The 18,156-nt window shown below is 73.3% G+C and carries 13 protein-coding genes; 11 read left to right on the top strand and 2 right to left on the bottom strand.

What is annotated here, in order from left to right; genetic code table 11:
- Positions 1-18 precede the first annotated feature (18 nt).
- From ANAE109_RS11220 to ANAE109_RS11210, 3 genes are all read left to right on the top strand, one after another.
- Positions 19-759: a hypothetical protein gene (locus tag ANAE109_RS11220; RefSeq protein WP_012096986.1), complete on the top strand. Its 741-nt coding sequence runs from the start codon at positions 19-21 to the stop codon at positions 757-759.
- Complete coding sequence (locus ANAE109_RS11215; RefSeq protein WP_012096985.1) at positions 743-2,410, top strand: DNA polymerase Y family protein; 1,668 nt, start codon at positions 743-745, stop codon at positions 2,408-2,410. Before ANAE109_RS11220 ends, ANAE109_RS11215 begins: the two co-directional genes overlap by 17 nt.
- Positions 2,411-2,486: 76 nt before the next feature.
- Entirely contained in the window at positions 2,487-6,080 is a 3,594-nt protein-coding gene (locus ANAE109_RS11210) for an error-prone DNA polymerase (RefSeq protein ID WP_012096984.1), read from the top strand.
- 20 nt (positions 6,081-6,100) lie between these two features.
- Here ANAE109_RS11210 and ANAE109_RS11205 read toward each other — a convergent pair whose 3' ends face one another.
- Together ANAE109_RS11205 and ANAE109_RS11200 are read right to left on the bottom strand one after the other, a co-directional pair.
- A complete protein-coding gene (locus ANAE109_RS11205) occupies positions 6,101-6,532 on the bottom strand; it encodes a hypothetical protein (protein WP_012096983.1) in 432 nt (143 codons plus the stop codon).
- 231 nt (positions 6,533-6,763) lie between these two features.
- Positions 6,764-9,553 carry a vitamin B12-dependent ribonucleotide reductase gene (locus ANAE109_RS11200; protein ID WP_012096982.1) on the bottom strand — a complete coding sequence of 930 codons (2,790 nt, stop codon included), beginning with the start codon at positions 9,551-9,553 and terminating at the stop codon, positions 6,764-6,766.
- Between the two features lie 581 nt (positions 9,554-10,134).
- Here ANAE109_RS11200 and lepA point away from each other — a divergent pair.
- Genes lepA through ANAE109_RS11160 form a run of 8 tightly spaced genes read left to right on the top strand, consistent with a single transcriptional unit; the run spans position 10,135 to position 18,140 of the window.
- The gene (gene lepA, locus ANAE109_RS11195) at positions 10,135-11,940 is read left to right on the top strand and encodes a translation elongation factor 4 (RefSeq protein WP_012096981.1); all 1,806 of its coding nucleotides are present in this window, start codon (positions 10,135-10,137) and stop codon (positions 11,938-11,940) included.
- A 7-nt stretch (positions 11,941-11,947) separates the two neighbouring features.
- Positions 11,948-12,970, top strand: a complete 1,023-nt coding sequence (gene lepB / locus ANAE109_RS11190) for a signal peptidase I (RefSeq protein ID WP_012096980.1) — start codon at positions 11,948-11,950, stop codon at positions 12,968-12,970.
- Between the two features lie 20 nt (positions 12,971-12,990).
- Entirely contained in the window at positions 12,991-13,509 is a 519-nt protein-coding gene (locus ANAE109_RS11185) for a hypothetical protein (RefSeq protein ID WP_012096979.1), read from the top strand.
- Positions 13,510-13,520: 11 nt separating this feature from the next.
- Positions 13,521-14,054: a bifunctional pyr operon transcriptional regulator/uracil phosphoribosyltransferase PyrR gene (gene pyrR, locus ANAE109_RS11180; protein ID WP_041449097.1), complete on the top strand. Its 534-nt coding sequence runs from the start codon at positions 13,521-13,523 to the stop codon at positions 14,052-14,054.
- On the top strand, positions 14,051-15,001 hold the full coding sequence (locus ANAE109_RS11175) for an aspartate carbamoyltransferase catalytic subunit (protein WP_012096977.1): 951 nt from the start codon (positions 14,051-14,053) through the stop codon (positions 14,999-15,001). Before pyrR ends, ANAE109_RS11175 begins: the two co-directional genes overlap by 4 nt.
- 39 nt (positions 15,002-15,040) lie before the next feature.
- Positions 15,041-16,342 (top strand): dihydroorotase, encoded by a 1,302-nt coding sequence (locus tag ANAE109_RS11170; RefSeq protein WP_012096976.1) that lies wholly within the window; start codon positions 15,041-15,043, stop codon positions 16,340-16,342.
- The gene (carA, locus tag ANAE109_RS11165) at positions 16,339-17,457 is read left to right on the top strand and encodes a glutamine-hydrolyzing carbamoyl-phosphate synthase small subunit (RefSeq protein WP_012096975.1); all 1,119 of its coding nucleotides are present in this window, start codon (positions 16,339-16,341) and stop codon (positions 17,455-17,457) included. Before ANAE109_RS11170 ends, carA begins: the two co-directional genes overlap by 4 nt.
- On the top strand, positions 17,454-18,140 hold the full coding sequence (locus tag ANAE109_RS11160; protein ID WP_012096974.1) for a hypothetical protein: 687 nt from the start codon (positions 17,454-17,456) through the stop codon (positions 18,138-18,140). Before carA ends, ANAE109_RS11160 begins: the two co-directional genes overlap by 4 nt.
- Positions 18,141-18,156 lie beyond the last annotated feature (16 nt).

Below are 18,156 nucleotides of genomic sequence, written 5' to 3'. Positions count from 1 at the left end.
GCGGAGGCAGCGGTCGGCATGTCGGCGGGGGCGGAGCGTCAACGGGTGGTCGCGCGGCTGCGCGACGAGATCCGCCGCATCGAGCGGCGCCCCTCCCGGCGGGAAGGGGTGCTGGCGTGCGGCCGGGCGGAGATCGACACCTTGCTGCCAGACGGCGGTTTTCGGCGTGGGGCGCTCACCGAGCTCGCGGGAGGGCCGGCGAGCGGCAAGACTGCGATCGCGCTGGCGCTCTTCGCTGCGCTCGGCCCAGGAGCCCTCGCCGCCTACGTCGATGGGCGAGGGGAGCTGTACCCGCCCGCCGCGGCGGCGCTCGGAGTCGAGCTCTCCAGGCTCCTCGTCGTACGGCCGCCGCCCCGGGCGCACGGTGGAGGCCCGGAGCGCGACCCGGCGCTCGTCGCCCTGTGGGCCGCGGAGGCGCTCCTCGGGTCGGGTGCGTTCGACGCGGTGGCGATCGACGTGCCGATGGCGCGCACAGTGCGCGGCGCGGACGCCGCGGCGCGCCGCCTCCAGGCGGCGGCGGAGAAGGGCGGCGCCGTGGGGCTGTGGCTCGCCGCGCAGAACGGGACGGGGCTCCGTGTCCCTGCGGCCGTCCGCCTCGAGCTGTGCGCAGAGGACGGCCGGATCGTCGGTCGCCGCCGGCAAGCGGCGGAGGCGCCGGCATGGGGGAGTGGCGCGGCGGCTCACTGCGGTCTCGCTCGCGGGCTCTGGTGGCCGCAGGCGCGCGGCGGCGGGGAGGTGGGAGATGGCGACGCGGCGTGAGGCGAGCGGGCTGCGCGTCGTCGCGCTCTGCCTGCCGGAGCTGCCGCTCCAGCGCGCGCGAAGGCTGCGCATCGACGGGGGGGAGGGACCGCTCGCGGTCGTCTCCGACGGGAAGATCGTCCACTGCGACGCCGCCGCGGCCGCCGACGGCGTCCGCCCTGGCGCCACGGTATCCGCGGCGCTCGCCGCGTGCGGTCGGCTGCGCACCGTCGCGCTCGATCCCGCGGCGGAACGCGCTGCGCTGCGCGCGGTCGCGGAGGCGGTGCTCCTGCTCGCCCCCGCGGTCGAGCCGGTCACGCCGGACGTGGTGCTCCTCGACGCGAGCTCGGCGCACCTCCTCGCCGGAGCCGTGCAGGGGGCCCGCGCGGAGGCCACCGCCGCCGGGGGAACGGCTCCGTCGGCTCCCGTGATCACCGGCACGATGGCCGCGCGAGATCGCGCGCTCGTCGCGGGCGAGCGGGTCCTCGCGCAGCGGGCGATCGCGGCGGCGGCGGAGATGGGGTACGTGGCGCAAGCGGCGATCGCGACGGGTCGCGCGGCGGCAGGCGCGCTCGCGCGGCACGGCGCGTTCCCCGCGCACGACGGCGTGACCGCGCGGATCGTCCAGGTGCCGCGGCAGGAGACCGGACGCGCCCTCGCCGCGCTGCCGCTCGAGGCGCTCGGGCTCGCGCCGGCGGTGGCGGCGCGCCTCCGTGGCCTCGGCGTCGCGGACGCGGGCGCGCTGGCGCGCCTGCCGGCCGGAACGCTGGCGCACCGCTTCGGGCCGGACGGCGTCGCGGCGGCGCGCCTCGCGCGCGGCGAGGACGACACCCCGCTCTCGCCCTACGCGCCGGAGACGTTGCCGGTCGAGGCGCTCGAGCTCGACGCGCCCGCCGAGAGCGCCGAGCCGCTCCTGTTCGCGGTGAAGCGGCTCGCCGACCGCGTCGCCGCGCGCCTCGCCGGCCGCGGCCTCGGCGCGACGCGGCTCAAGATCGTCCTGAAGCTCGACCCGCGGGGGGAGGAGCGCGTGATCGTGCCGCTCGCCCAGCCCACCGCGGCGGCCGCGCGCTGGCTCGTCCCGGCGAAGGAGCACGTGTTCGCGCTGCGGCTGCCCGGTGCGGTCACCTCCGTCCAGCTCGCAGCGATCGAGGTCGCCCCGTTGGCGGCCGAGCAGCTGGCGATCGACGATCGGCCCGAGGCGCTCGCCGCCCTCGAGAACGTCCTCGCCCGGCTCACCGGGCGGCTCGGCGACGGCGCGCTCTTCGCCGCCGAGCCGGTCGAGCGCTACCGGCCCGAGGCGGCGTACCGGCCCGTTCCGTTCGAGCCCTCCGCCTCGCGGCCCGGGGCCGCGCGCCCGCGGAGCCTCCTCCGCGACGGGGACGCGGCCCCCGCGCGCGACGAAGGGGCGCCGCCCCGGCCCACCCGGCTCGTGCAGCCCCCCGCGCCGATCCTCGCGGAGGGCGAGGGCGGGCGGGTGACCGCGCTCCGCGTGGAGGGGCGCGCCCGGGCGGTGATCGCGATGGAGGGGCCGGAGCGGCTGCGCGGCGAGTGGTGGGCGCCCGCGCCGTTCGACCGGGACTACTACCGCGTCCGGCTCGATGGGCTGGGCGATTGCTGGGTGTACCGCGACGCCGCGGACGGACGGCTCTACCTGCACGGCTACTTCGACTGACGTGAACCACGAGCGACAGCGGATCGACACGGGACCGGCCGCGTCCGGCGGCGCGCGGAAGACGCTCCGGCCGGGCGTGCCGCGCTACGCGGAGCTCCGCTGCCGCTCCTGCTTCTCCTTCCTGGAGGGCGCGAGCCATCCGGAGGAGCTCGTCGCGCGCGCGTCGGAGCTCGGGCTCTCGGCGCTCGCGCTCACCGACGTGAACGGGCTGTACGGGATCGTCCGCGCGCACGGGGAGGCGAAGCGGCGCGGGCTGCCGCTCCTGGTCGGCGCGGAGCTGGTGGTGACCGGGCTCGCGACCGGCCGGCCCGCGCGCCTCGTGCTGCTCGCGCAGGATCGCGAGGGATACGCGGGGCTCTGCCGCCTCGCGACCCGCGCGCACGGGGCGGAGGACCCGGCGCGGGCCGCGCCCCGCCGGCCGCGGGAGGAGGTCGCCGTGGCGCTCGAGGCGGTCGCCGCCCGGGCGCGCGGGCTCTTCGCGCTCTTCCCCGGCGCCGACGGAGACGCGGCGGCACGCCTGAAGGAGATCTTCGGCGCGCGGCTCGCGCTGGCGGTGGCCCGTCACCGGGTGGCGGGCGAGGAGGCGCGCGTGCTCGCCGCGCGCGCGATCGGCCGGCGGCTGGGCATCCGGATCGCGGTCACGAACGACGTGCACACGCACGACCGGCGGCGGCAGGTGCTGCAGGACGTCCTCACCTGCGTGCGCCACGGCACCACGGTCGACCGGGCCGGCCGGCGCCTGTTCCCGAACGCGGAGCGGACGCTCAAGGCCCCCGAGGAGATGGCGCGCCTGTGGGGCGACTTCCCCGAGGGACTCGAGGCCGCCGCGGAGATCGCGGACGGGTGCCGGTTCCGCCTGGAGGAGATCCGGGGAGAGCACCCGCTGCCGCCCGTCGTCGTCGATCGCGCCACCCTCGCGGGCGGCGCAGCGACCGCGATGTCGAGCCCGGCGCAGGACGCTCGCGCCGTCGCGGCGGTGCCGAACCGGTCGCTGCGGACGACGCCAACTCCTGCCGCGGAATCGATGGCCGCTCATCCCGAGCGTAGCGACTCCGCGTCAGCGGAGGCGCGGAGTCGAGGGACGACCCCGACCCCGACCGCGACCCCGACCGCGACCCCGACCGCGACCCCGACCGCGACCCCGACCGCGACCCCGACCCCGACCGCGACCCCGACCGCGACCCCGACCGCGACCCCGACCGCGACCCCGACCGCGACGCCGGTACCGCCGGGGAAAGAGGCCGCTCATCCCGAGCGTAGCGACTCCGCGTCAGCGGAGGCGCGGAGTCGAGGGACGACCTCGACCCCGATCGACCCAGCGGACGGAGTCTCGGGCATGGCGCTCCTCCGCGCGCTCGTGCGCGAAGGGGCGCGCTGGCGCTACGGCGGGGAGCCGCCGGAGGACGTCGCCCGGCAGCTCGCGCGGGAGCTCGAGCTCGTCGAGCAGCTCGGGTACGCGAGCTACTTCCTCACCGTCTGGGACGTCGTCCGCTTCGCGCGCTCGCGCGGGATCCTCTGCCAGGGCCGCGGCAGCGCGGCGAACTCCGCCGTCTGCTACGCGCTCGGCATCACGGCGATCGATCCCGTCCGGATGGGCCTGCTGTTCGAGCGGTTCATCTCGGCGGAGCGGGGAGAGCCGCCGGACATCGACATCGACTTCGAGCACGAGCGGCGCGAGGAGGTGATCCAGTACGTCTACGAGCGCTACGGACGCGACCGCGCGGGCATGGTCTGCGAGGTCATCACCTACCGCGGCAAGTCCGCGCTCCGCGACGTGGGCAAGGCGCTCGGCCTCTCGCTCCCGCAGGTCGACCGGCTCGCCAAGCTCGTCGGCATGTACGAGGACCTCTCGGAGGTCGGACCGGAGCTCCTCGCCCAGGCGGGCCTCGACGTCGAGGCGTCGGACCGCGTGCGCATGACGCTCGACCTCGCCCGCGAGCTGCAGGGCTTCCCGCGTCACCTCTCGATCCACGTCGGCGGGTTCGTGATCACCCGCCGGCCGCTCTGCGAGACGGTCCCCATCGAGCCCGCGGCGATGCCGGGGCGCACCATCGTGCAGTGGGACAAGGACGACCTCGCCGACCTCGACCTGCTCAAGGTGGATCTCCTCGGGCTCGGCATGCTCACGGCGCTCTCGCGCGCGCTCGCGCTCCTCGCCGCCCACCGGCCGGCCCCGGCGCTCCCCACCGCCGCTGGCCTCGCACATCCGGATTCGCTCGCGACCATCCCTCCCGAGGATCCCGCCGTCTACGACATGCTCTGCAAGGCGGACTCGATCGGCGTGTTCCAGATCGAGTCGCGCGCGCAGATGTCGCTCGCGCCGCGGCTCAAGCCGCGGAACTTCTACGACCTCGTGATCTCGGTGGGGATCGTGCGCCCCGGGCCGATCCAGGGGGGGATGGTGCACCCGTACCTGCGCCGGCGCGACGGCAAGGAGCAGGTCCGCTACCCGTACCCGCCGCTCGAGCCGGTCCTCGCGAAGACCCTCGGCGTGCCGCTCTTCCAGGAGCAGATCATGCGGCTCGCGGTCGTCGCCGCGGGGTTCACGCCGGGCGAGGCGGACGAGCTGCGTCGACTCATGACCCACCGGCGATCGCACGAGAAGCTCGCGGCGATGAAGGCGCGGCTGCTCGCCGGGATGGCCGAGCGCGGCATCTCCGCGGCGGACGCCGAGCTCATCTTCCACCAGCTCCTCGGGTTCGCCGGCTACGGCTTCCCCGAGTCGCACTCCGCCTCGTTCGCCCTGCTCGTCTACGCCTCCGCCTGGCTCCGCCGCTATCACCCCGCCGCCTTCGCCTGCGCCCTGCTGAACAGCCAGCCCATGGGCTTCTACGCGCCGCACACCCTCGTCGAGGACGCGAAGCGGCACGGCGTCGAGGTGCGAGGGGTCGACGTGTGCGCGAGCGGCTGGGAGAGCGGCCTCGAGGGGAGGGCGCCTGGAGAGCCTGCGGGGGCTGGCGAAGCCCCTGCGATCCGGCTCGGACTGCACCTCGTGCGCGGGCTGCCGCGGGACGTCGGCGACGCCATCGTGGCGGCGCGGCGGGCGCGCCCGCTCGCCGATCTGGGCGACCTCGTCCGGCGCGGGGGGCTCTCGCGGGCCTGGCTCGTCCGGCTCGCCGAGGCCGACGCGCTCGGATCGCTCGCGCCGGACCGGCGCGGCGCGATCTGGCGCAGCCTCGCGATGGAGGCGGACGGGGGCGACCTCTTCGCGGGCGTCACCCCGGCCGAGCCGGACGCGACGCTCCCGTCGGCGAGCGCGGCGGAGGAGGTGTCGGAGGACTTCGCGACGACCAGCGTCTCGGTGCGCGGCCATCCGATGGCGGTCCTGCGCGGCACGCTCCCCGGCGGCGCCGTCCGCACCGCCCGGGAGCTGACGCGCCTGCCCGACCGCGCGCCCGTCGAGGTGGCGGGACTCGTGATCGTCCGGCAGCGGCCTCAGACCGCCGCGGGCATCGTCTTCGTGAGCCTCGAGGACGAGACCGGGATCGCCAACCTCGTCGTGATGCCCGACGTGTACGAGCGGTTCCGGCCGGTCGTGCGTGCGGCCCCGTTCCTCCTGGCGCGCGGCCGGGTGGAGCGGAGCGGCGAGGTCGTGAACGTGCGGGTGAGCTCGGTCGCGCCGCTCGCGCTCGCGCCCCAGGTCGGGAACCGCGCGCGCGAGTTCCGCTGACCAGCCGCCGCGCGCAGCGCCTACGGGCAGACCCGGAACGGCACCCGCCCCGGCGCGGCGCCGAACTCCCCGATGAACACGCGGAGCGGGCGCGGGTCCCCGTCGATGTAGAGCGCGACGTCCACGCAGCCGCCTCCGAAGTCGAACCCCGCGTCGTCGCCCGCCTGGAACGAGAACCGGATGCGACCTCCGCCCGCGCTCACCGCGTCCCCCGCGACTCCCACCGCGGACGCCCGGTCTCCGGTCCCCGCGATCTCCCCGTGGAACCGCCGCGGCAGGTCGGAGCGAGCGCGCAGGTGCCAGCCGCCGCCGTCGTGCCAGAGGGAATACGACTCGGAGCCGGGGTCCTCGAGCGGGGGTCCCTCCTCCACGCGGCGGGCCAGCACCGCGCCGCGGGAGAAGCCGCACCCCGCGGAGAGGAGGAGGACGAGGGCGACTGCGCGCGAGCTCATGGCGGACCTCCGCCACGAACGTTTGGCGCGGGGGCGCGCCGGGCAATGCAGCGCCCGAGGGTGAAACGGGGCAGGGTGTGAGGGAGGCTGCGCCAGGGAGGGGAGCGTGCGGGCGTTCGGCGCCACCCCGCTGCGACGCGACCCACCGGGTCCAAGACGTCACGCGCCGGAGCGGACGAGCCGCCCCGGCGCGTGAAGATCACGGCCGCGAGGTCGCGGCCCGGTGCTCGGCTAGCTGCAGCCGGTCGTGGACCCGCAGTTCACGCACTTGTAGCAGGCGCCGTTGCGGACCGTGATGGAGCCGCACGTCGGGCACGGCGGGGCGTCGCTCTCCCGCTTGTACGCCGTCTGGACGCCGTTGGACGACCCGTTCGCGTGGCCGTTCGAGGAGGCCGCCAGCGGCTTCGCCTCCACGGTCTGCTGCGCGGCGCGCGCGGACGAGCCCGTCGGGGCCGACCCCGGCGGCAGCGCGTTCTGCGGGGCCTCGGCGACGGCGCCCTCGCTGGGGAGGAACTTCAGCGCGAGCCAGCGGAACAGGTAGTCCGAGATCGACTTCGCGATCGGGATGTCCGGGTTACCCGTGAACCCCGAGGGCTCGAAGCGCATGTGGCTGAACTTGTCGCAGAGCACCTTGAGCGGCACGCCGTACTGGAGCGCCATCGAGATGGAGGTCGCGAAAGAGTCCATGAGGCCGGAGACCACCGACCCCTCCTTCGCCATCGTGATGAAGACCTCGCCCGGCGAGCCGTCGTCGTACATGCCGACGGTCATGTAGCCCTCGTGCCCGCCGATCGAGAACTTGTGCGTGAGCGCGCGGCGCTCGTCGGGGAGGCGGCGGCGCGCGAGCCGCTCGCCGGCGCTCTCGCGCTTCTCCTCCTCCTTCGCCTTGCCGGTGTTGAGCGGCTGGCTCCGCTTGCAGCCGTCGCGGTACACCGCGATGGCCTTGAGCCCCAGCTTCCACGCCTCGAGGTACGCCGTCTCGATGTCCGCCGGCGTCGCCTCGGTGGGCATGTTCACCGTCTTGGAGATGGCGCCCGAGAGGAACGGCTGCACCGCGCCCATCATGCGGATGTGGCCCATGTAGTGGATGGAGCGCGTGCCGTTCTGCGGCTTGAAGGCGCAGTCGAACACGGGCAGGTGGGCGTCGCGGAGCTCGGGGGCCCCCTCGATCGTCTCGACCTTGTCGATGAACTCCAGCGTCGAGGCGATCGCGTCGGCGGAGTACCCGAGCCGCTGCAGCGCGAGCGGGACGGTGTTGTTCACGATCTTGAGCACGCCTCCGCCGACGAGCTTCTTGTACTTCACGAGCGCGATGTCCGGCTCGATGCCCGTCGTGTCGCAGTCCATCATGAACCCGATGGTGCCGGTCGGCGCGAGCACGGTGAGCTGCGCGTTCCGGTAGCCGCTCTGCGTCCCGAGCCGGAGGGCGTCGCCCCACGCGTCGCGCGCGGCGTCGAGGAGGGGACGCTCGACGAAGGTCGGGTCGATGCGATCGACGTGGTTCGCGTGCTTGCGGACGACGCCGAGGAACGGCTCGCGGTTCCGCTCGTAGCCGGCGAACGGCCCCATGCGCTCCGCGATGCGGGCGCTCATCGCGTACGCCTCGCCCGTCATGAGCGCGGTGATCGCCCCCGCGCAGGCGCGGCCACCGTCGGAGTCGTAGGGCAGGCCGCTCGCCATGAGCAGCGCGCCGAGGTTCGCGTACCCGAGCCCGAGGGGCCGGTAGTCCTCGCTGTTCTTCCCGATCTGCTCGGTGGGGTACTTCGCGTTGGAGACCAGGATCTCCTGCGCGAGGACGGTGAGGTCGACGGCGCGCTTGAAGGACTCCACGTCGAAGGCGCCGTCGATCCCGCGGAAGTGCATGAGGTTCAGCGACGCCAGGTTGCAGGCCGAGTCGTCGAGGAACATGTACTCCGAGCACGGGTTGGACGCGTTGATGCGATCCGTGGCCGGGCAGGTGTGCCAGGCGTTGATGGTGGTGTCGAACTGCATGCCCGGATCGCCGCACAGCCAGGCCGCCTCGGTGATCTGCCGCATGAGGTCGCGCGCTCGGATCGACTCCAGGGCGTGGCCGTCGGTGCGCGCCGTGAGCTCCCAGGCGCGATCGTCGAGGACCGAGCGCATGAACCCGTCCGTCACCCGGATCGAGTGGTTCGCGTTCTGGAAGAAGACCGAGTCGTAGGCGCCGCCCTTCACGTTGAAGCCGCCGTCGTAGCCGGCGTCGATGAGGGCCCAGGCCTTCTTCTCCTCGTCGGCCTTGCAGCTGACGAACTCCCCGATGTCCGGGTGGTCGGCGTCCAGGATCACCATCTTCGCCGCGCGCCGCGTCTTGCCGCCCGACTTGATGACGCCCGCGAACGCGTCGAAGCCACGCATGAACGACACCGGGCCGGAGGCCTCGCCGCCGCCGGAGAGCCGCTCCTTCGACGAGCGGATCTTCGACAGGTTGGAGCCCGCCCCGGAGCCGTACTTGAAGAGCATCCCCTCGGTGTGGGCGAGCCTCAGGATCGAGTCCATCGAGTCGCCGACCGAGTTGATGAAGCAGGCGGAGCACTGGGGGTGCTCCTCGACGCCGACGTTGAACCAGACCGGCGAGTTGAAGCTCATCTTCTGCCGGTACACGAGGTGCGCGAGGTCGGCCTCGAAGGCGGCGGCGTCCTCCTCCGTCGCGAAGTAGCCGTCCTTGCGGCCCCAGGCGGCGATGGTGGACACGACACGCCCGACGAGCTGCTTCACCGAGCGCTCGCGGGTAGGGGACCCGAGCGATCCGCGGAAGTACTTCGAGGCCACGACGTTCGTCGCGAGCATCGACCAGGACTTCGGGACCTCCACGTCGCGCTGCTCGAAGATGACCGCGCCGCCCTCGCCGTTGATCTGCGCGGTTCGCGTCTCCCAGGCGAGCTCTTCCGCCGGATCGACCCCTCGCGTCGTGAAGGTGCGCGGGATGGTGAGTCCCCTCCTCGCGACCTTCCTGGCCTTCGCGCCCCGCGCCCGCTGCCCCGTGATCTCGCGCTCCATCATGTCCCTCGTCCTCCGCCCCCGCGCCCCGGCGAGCGCGGGCAAACGCCTGCCCCTTCGGCTGCACGCCAGGCGCGCAGCCGATCGAACGTTCGTGCCCCCGGCCGGCCCTCGTTCAGTGCCGGAGGTGTAGCAAGCGCGTCTGACGCGCCCGCCGCAGCGCCTCTTCACGAGGCGCAAATGTCTGGATTTCCCGCGCGTAGCGCCGCACTCCGCCCTCCGACCTCTGCGACGCCGCCCAACCGCGAATGTCTACTCTAGCAGCCGACCACCTGATGTCAACGCGTGACTACAATATATAGTGCCATACACGTAGGGCAATACAACCCGCTGGTATTCCTGGGGCTCCCCTTTAGAGGTAACCGATGCGGGCACGGCTCGGTCCAGCGGCGAGCGCCGCGCCAGGAGGGCACTGCCTACACGGGCGCGCGACCAGGCCACGCCGCGCGGCGCGCAGCGATATCACCCCCGCCGATCACGCGTCGAGCGGCACGACGTCGCGCCCGCTCGCCGCCCGCAGCGACGGGCGGGGCGGTGGGCGGCGTGGCCCCCTGGGGACGCGCGTGTTACAAGCCCCGCGTTCCATGCCCGAGTCGAACGCGCACATCCGAAACTTCTCGATCATCGCCCACATCGATCACGGCAAGTCCACGCTCGCGGATCGCCTCCTCGAGCACACGGGGACCGTGAGCGAGCGTCACGCCCAGGCGCAGTTCCTCGACAACATGGAGCTCGAGCGGGAGCGGGGGATCACCATCAAGGCCCAGACCGTCCGCATGCGCTACCGCGCCAGGGACGGGGTGGACTACGAGCTGAACCTCATCGACACCCCCGGGCACGTGGACTTCGCCTACGAGGTGTCGCGCTCGCTCGCCGCGTGCGAGGGGGCGATCCTCGTCGTGGACGCGACGCAGGGCGTCGAGGCCCAGACGCTCGCGAACGTCTACCAGGCGCTGGACCACGACCTCGAGATCATCCCGGTCATCAACAAGGTGGACCTGCCCAGCGCCGACGTCCCCGGCGTGCGCGCGGAGATCGAGGAGGTCATCGGGCTCGACGCCTCGGAGGCGGTCCCCGCGTCCGCCAAGGAAGGGATCGGCATCGGGGACATCCTCGAGCAGATCGTCCGCAAGGTCCCGCCGCCGAAGGGCGACCCCGAGGCGCCGCTCAAGGCGATCATCTTCGACTCCTGGTACGACTCGTACCGCGGCGTCGTCATGCTCGTGCGCGTGTTCGAGGGGACGCTCGCGCCGAAGCAGAAGATCCAGCTCGTCTCGAACAGGAAGAAGTTCGAGGTGCAGGAGCTCGGGATCTTCGCGCCGTTCGCGAAGCCCGTGCAGCGGCTCACGGCGGGCGAGGTGGGGATCGTCGTCGCGAACGTGAAGGAGGTCCAGGACGCGAAGGTGGGGGACACCGTCACGGAGGCGGATCGGCCCACGGAGGATCCGTTCCCCGGCTTCAAGGTCGTGAAGCCGATGGTGTTCTCGGGCGTGTTCCCCATCGAGGCGAAGGACTACGAGCAGCTCCGCGACGCGCTCGAGAAGCTCCGCCTCAACGACTCCGCCTTCACGTTCGAGCCCGAGACCTCGACCGCGCTCGGGTTCGGCTTCCGCTGCGGGTACCTGGGGCTCCTCCACATGGAGATCGTCCAGGAGCGGCTCGAGCGCGAGTACAACCTCTCCCTCATCACCACCGCCCCCTCGGTCGTCTACCGCGTGACCGACACGCAGGGCGAGGTGGTGGAGATCGACAACCCCGCGAAGCTCCCGCCGGTCCAGCGGATCGCGAAGCTCGAGGAGCCGCACCTCACCTGCCACATCCACGCCCGCACGGATGACGTGGGCGCGATCCTCCAGCTCTGCCAGGACCGCCGCGGCGTGCAGCGGGATCTCAAGTACCTCGGCACGAAGCGCGTCCAGATCACCTACGACATCCCGCTCGCCGAGGTGGTCTTCGACTTCTTCGACAAGCTGAAGAGCGTCTCGCGCGGGTACGCGAGCCTGGACTACGAGCTGAAGGGCTACGAGGAGGCGGATCTCGTCAAGCTCGACATCCTCATCAACGGCGAGCCCGTCGACGCGCTGAGCGTCATCGTCCACCGCGAGCGCGCCTACCACCGCGGCCGCGAGCTCTGCCAGAAGCTCCGCGAGGTCATCCCGAAGCAGATGTACGAGGTCGCCATCCAGGCGGCGATCGGCGCCAAGATCATCGCCCGCGAGACCGTGAAGGCCTTCCGCAAGGACGTCATCGCGAAGTGCTACGGTGGCGACATCAGCCGCAAGCGCAAGCTCCTCGAGCGGCAGAAGGAGGGCAAGAAGCGCATGAAGCAGGTCGGCTCCGTGGAGATCCCGCAGGAGGCGTTCCTCGCGGTGCTGAAGGTCGAGGAGTAGCGGCGGCGTGGACCGCGCCGCCCGCCGGCTCGCCCGCGCTCGCAAGGACGCGCGCCGCTTCGCGCGGGACGCCCGGCGGCTCGCCGCCCGGCACGCACGCCAGCTGGGCGCGGCGCGGGCGGAGATCGACGCCGCGGCGGAGGAGGTCGAGCGGGCCGCGGAGGAGGGGACGTCCGAGCGCCTCTCGACCGCGCTGCGCGCCCTCGACGCGCAGTGGGAGGCGCACCTGGCGCGCCGCGCGCGCCCGCTGTGGCGCGAGTACGCGGAGTCCACGCTCGCCGCGGTGCTCGTGGCCTTGACGCTGCGCGGCTTCGTGGTCGAGGCGTTCCGCATCCCCTCGGGGTCGATGGTCCCCACGCTGCTCGTCGGCGACCACATCTTCGTGTCGAAGCTCGCCTACGCGATCCGCGTCCCGTTCACCCACCTGCGGCTCGTCGAGCTGGGCGTCCCGCGCCGCGGCGACGTCATCGTGTTCGAGAACCCGCTCGACCCCACGAAGGACTACGTGAAGCGCGTGGTGGGCGTGCCCGGCGACGTCCTCGAGCTCCGCGAGCAGGTGCTGGTCGTGAACGGCGTGCCGCAGCCGCGCTCCGCCTCCGGCGAGCTCGCCTACGAGGAGCGGAGCGACGTCACGGGCGCCGTCTTCAACGACACCTGCCGCCGCTACCGGGAGGCGCTGGCCCGCGGCGAGCTGACGCGGCCGGACGGCGAGGCCGCCGCGGACGCGGAGGCGAGCTGGCAGAGCGGGGCCGCCGCCGGGGTGGCCACCTACGACGTGCTCCAGTGCCGCAGGGCCCGGCTCGCCCAGACGGAGGGGCCGTTCGAGATCGTCCGTCCCGGCCACGTGTTCGTGCTCGGGGACAACCGCGACCGGTCCGCCGACAGCCGCGGCGAGGGCGGCTGGCAGGTCCCCCTGGACCACATCGCCGGTCGGGCGACCCTGGTGTTCTGGAGCTGGGGCGACGGCGGGGGCCTCCTCGGCGACCGCCGCGGCCCGCGCATCGAGCGGCTTTTCAAGCGCATCGAGTAGCTGGTAAGAGTCTCACCTCGATGCTCGCCCCTCCCTCCGCTCCCGCGCGCGCCGCCGGCGCCGCGCGTTCCGGAGACGCGCGCTCCGGCCGCCGCCGCGCCGAGCGCGGAGAGGTCACGTGGGTCGGCTTGCTCCTCCTCGCGTCCGTCGCGTTGGCCGGCTACTGGCTCTGGGTGTGGGGGCCGGTCTACGTCGTCCACTACGAGGTGAGGCAGGTCGTCCGCGAGTACATGAACCAGGCGGTGCGCAACCCGAACGACGCCGAGCTGGTGCGGGGCATGGTGCACAAGCTCGAGGTGCTCGCCTCGGTCGACGGGGAGGACGCCTACGGGGCCGCCGCCCGGGTGCCCGCGGTCGTCATCGATCCCGCCGCCGTGAGCTGGGAGCGCGACGCGAGCGCCGCGGTGCCCACGCTGCGGGTCGCCTTCGACTACGAGCGGTCGGTCAGGTATCCCTTCCTCGAGCGGACGGGCACGAAGGTCTTCACGGTGGACCTCACGAGCGATCTCACCCGGCCGGACTGGGGGCCGGGGCGCTGATGGAGCACGGCATGAACGCACAGGAGCTGCAGCGGGGGATCCGGCGGCTGGCGGAGGAGGTGGCCGACCGCGCCAAGGCGTCGGGAGCGGCGCGCGACCTCGCCATCGTCGGCATCCGCCGCGGCGGGGTGCACCTCGCCCAGCGGCTGCGCGCGGAGCTCGCCCGGCTCCTCGGCGCGGAGCCGCCGCTCGGCACCCTCGACATCGCGCTCTATCGCGACGATCTCTCGGAGCGGGGCGCCGCGCCCATCATCGGCCCGACGGACATCCGCTTCCCGATCGCGGGCAAGCTCATCGTCCTCGTGGACGACGTGCTCTACACCGGGCGGACCGTCCGCGCCGCGCTCGACGAGCTCGTGGACTTCGGCCGCCCTCGCGCGGTCTGGCTCGCCGTGCTCGTAGACCGCGGCGGACGCGAGCTGCCCATCGCCGCCGACTTCGTCGGCGTCCGGCTCCAGGTCGCGGACGAGGACGTCGTCGAGGTGCGGCTCACCGAGGGCGGCGCCGCGCAGGACGACGTGGTCGTGAAGAGGAGGGGCACGTGATCGGCCGTCACAAGCACTGCATCTCCCTCGCGGAGTACTCGCGCGAGGAGATCCTCGAGGTCCTCGACCTCGCCGTCTCCATGAAGGAGGTCCTCCAGCGACCGATCAAGAAGGTGCCGAGCCTGCGCGGCAAGTCGGTGGTGAACCTCTTCTTCGAGGCGTCCACGCGCACGCGGAGCTCGTTCGAGATCGCCGCCAAGGTCCTCTCCGCGGACGCGCTCAACTGGACGGCCTCCGCCTCGTCCGTCACCAAGGGCGAGACCCTCGTCGACACCGCGCGCAACCTCGAGGCGATGCGGCCGGACGTGCTCGTCATCCGGCACTCGGCCGGCGGCGCGCCGCGGCTCGTCGCCGAGCACGTGGGCTGCTCGGTGGTCTCGGCGGGCGACGGCGCCCACGAGCACCCGAGCCAGGGGCTCCTCGACTGCTTCACCCTGCGCGAGAAGCTCGGCACGCTCGAGGGGAAGACGATCGCCATCGTCGGCGACATCTCCCACTCGCGCGTCGCGCGCTCCGACCTCCACGCCATGACCAAGCTCGGCGCGCGCGTCCGGCTGTGCGGCCCGCCCACCATGATCCCCGCCGGCATCGAGGCGCTCGGCGCCACCGTGCGCACCCAGCTGCGCGAGGCGGTCGAAGGGGCCGACGCCGTCGTGATGCTGCGCATCCAGCACGAGCGGATCGGCGATCCGCTGATCCCGGGGACGCGCGAGTACTCGAAGCTGTGGGGCCTCAACGCCAAGAAGGCCGCGGAGTGGCTGCGGCCCGAGTGCGTGATCCTCCACCCCGGCCCGATCAACCGCGGCGTGGAGCTCTCGCCCGAGGTGGCGGACGGACCGCAGAGCGTCATCCTCGACCAGGTGCAGAACGGGGTGGCGGTCCGGATGGCGATCCTGTACCTGCTCGCCGGCGGCAACCCCGCCGACGCGGGCGAGGCGAAGGCGTGACGCGCGCGGCGAGAGCCGGCGCTTCCTTGCGGGGACGACATGGCTGAGGTGCTCTTCATCGAGGGCGGGCGGGTCATCGATCCCGCGAGCGGGACGGACGGCGTCCGCACGGTGGTCGTCCGCGACGGGAAGGTCGCGGAGGTCGCCGCGCGCCTGGAGCGGCCGCGCGACGCCCGCGCGATCGACGCGCGCGGCAAGTGGGTGACGCCGGGGTTCATCGATCTGCACGTGCACCTGCGCGAGCCGGGCCAGGAGTACAAGGAGACGATCGCGACCGGCGCGCGCGCGGCGGTGGCGGGCGGCTTCACGGCCGTGTGCGCGATGCCGAACACGAAGCCGGTCAACGACAACGCCTCCGTGACCGAGCTCGTGCTCGCCCGCGCCGCGGCCGCGGGCCTCGCGCGCGTCTACCCGGTGGGCGCGATCTCGAAGGGCTCGAACGGCGAGGAGCTGGCCGAGTACGGGGAGCTGCTCGCCTCGGGCTGCGTGGCGCTCTCCGACGACGGCCGGCCGGTGCTCTCCGCGGCGCTCATGCGGCGCGCGCTCGAGTACGCGAGGGCGTTCGGCCTGCCGCTCACGGTCCACGAGGAGGAGCTCCAGCTCGTCGGCAAGGGCGTGATGCACGAGGGCGCCGCCTCGACGCGCCTCGGCCTGAAGGGGATCCCCGGCGCGGCCGAGGACGTGATGGTGCTCCGCGACATCGCGCTCGTGGAGCTCACCGGCGGTCGCCTGCACGTCGCGCACGTCTCGACGAAGGGCGCGGTGCGCGCCATCCGCGACGCCAAGGCGCGCGGCCTCCCGGTCACCGGCGAGGTCACCCCGCACCACCTCGCGCTCACCGACGAGGACGTCGCGGCGTCCGGCTACTCGACCGACTACAAGATGAACCCGCCGCTCCGCTCCGCGGAGGACGTGCGGGCGTGCCGCGAGGGGCTCGCCGACGGGACCCTCGACGCGATCGCCACCGACCACGCGCCCCACTCGGCGGTGGAGAAGGACGTGGAGTTCGACGCCGCCGCCAACGGGATCACCGGGCTCGAGACGGCCTTCCCCGTCTGCCTGGACCTCGTCCGAGCGGGCGCGCTGAGCGAGCGCCGCCTCGTGGAGGCGCTGACCTCCGGGCCGGCGCGGGCGTTCGGCCTCGCGGGGGGGACCCTCGCGGCCGGGGTGCCGGCGGACGTGGCGGTGCTCGATCCCGTGGCGGAGTGGACGGTCGACCCGGCTCGGATGTACTCGAAGAGCCGGAACACGCCGTGGAAGGGACGGCGCCTCACCGGGCGTTGTCTGATCACCATCGTGGGCGGCCGGATCGTCCACGAGGAGGGCAGGACGGAAAGATGAAGCAGGCGATCCTCGCGCTGGCGGACGGCACGACGTTCGAAGGTCGCGCGTTCGGCGCGACCGGGGAGGCGACCGGCGAGGTCGTCTTCAACACGTCGATGACCGGGTATCAGGAGATCCTGACCGACCCCTCGTACGTCGGGCAGATGATCTGCATGACGTACCCGGAGCAGGGGAACTACGGCGTCAACGGGCCCGACGACGAGTCGGCGCGCCCGCACGCGACGGGGTTCATCGTCAAGAACTTCGCCGAGGCGCCGTCGAGCTTCCGCTCGGAGCGGAGCCTCGAGAGCTACCTCGTCCAGCACGGGATCGTCGGGATCGCCGGGATCGACACCCGCCGGCTCACCCGCCACCTGCGCACGGCCGGGTCGCAGATGGGCGTGGTCGCGACGGAGGGGAGCGCGAAGGCGCTCGTCGAGCGCGCCCGCGCGCTGCCCGGGATGGAGGGGCAGGACCTCGCGACGCGCATCTCGACCGACCGGTCCTACGGCTGGAGCGAGACCGGCGCCGACGCGTGGTCCGACGGGGAGCGGCCCGAGGCGAAGGCGCGCTTCCACGTGGTCGCCTACGACTGGGGCCTCAAGCGCGCGATGCTGCGGCTCCTCGCCGAGCAGGGCTGCCGGATCACGGTGGTGCCCGCTCGCACCACCGCCGCGGAGGCGCTGGCGCTGAAGCCGGACGGCGTCTTCCTGACGAACGGCCCGGGCGACCCCGCCGCGGTGGTGGGCGCGCGCGAGACGGTCGCGGCGATGATCGGGAAGGTCCCCATCTTCGGCATCTGCCTCGGTCACCAGATCCTCTCGCTCGCCGTGGGCGCGAAGACCTACAAGCTCAAGTTCGGCCACCGTGGCGCCAACCAGCCGGTGAAGGATCTCGTCACCGGCAAGGTCGACATCACCGTGCAGAACCACGGCTTCGCGGTGGACGACAAGACGCTCGGCAAGCACGCCCGCGTCACGCACCTGAACCTCAACGACGGCACGGTGGAGGGCCTCGAGCTCCTCGACGCGCCCGCCTTCAGCGTCCAGTACCACCCCGAGGCGTCGCCCGGCCCGCACGACGCGCGCCAGCTCTTCGGGCGGTTCGCGCAGCTCATGGAGCGCGCGCGATGAAGCTCGGGCAGCTGCAGGAACGGCTCCTGGCGTGGGCCACGGCGGAGGAGCGCAAGGAGGAGCTGCTCGCCGCGCGGAGGGCGCACTTCGAGGCCTACGGCGAGCCGCACGAGGAGGACCGCACGCACGAGGTCCGGCTGAACGGGATGCTGGACTTCTACCTGTACGACTTCCGCCCGTCCGGCGGCGCCGGCACCACCCTCGAGCGCTTCCTCGAGGCGGAGGGCCCTGCGCTGGCCTCCGAGGACGTCGCGGCGTACCGCGAGCTCTCGAAGACGGTCCACGGCCTGTTCGAGGTCCGCAAGATCTCGGAGGGCATGGTCCGGCTGCGGGACGTGTTCACTGGCGGCGACTACGACGTGACGGAGCGGCGCACCACGGCCGGGCTCGAGAAGGGGGACCTGCTCGAGGCCCGCCTGCTCCCGTTCGACGGCACGCTCCTCTTCTCCGGCGCGTTCCTCTACCACCCGCGGGAGGTGCGCAAGGAGGTGCTCGCCGAGGTGAAGCGGCTGAAGAAGGCGGCGGGGAAGGGCAACCAGCCCGACGTGCCCGCCTTCCTCGCGCGGCTGGCGCGCATGGCCATGAAGCTCGAGCGCTACCGCAACGTCCGGCTGGAGTCCATCTACGACTTCTCGCCCGAGCCGCGGGCGACGACCCCGCGGCCGCCCTCCAAGACCGGGTAGCGCGCGGTAGCGCCGC

This window comes from Anaeromyxobacter sp. Fw109-5 (assembly GCF_000017505.1).
GTDB lineage: Bacteria > Myxococcota > Myxococcia > Myxococcales > Anaeromyxobacteraceae > Anaeromyxobacter.
This window is presented reverse-complemented; position numbering and strand designations above follow the sequence as displayed.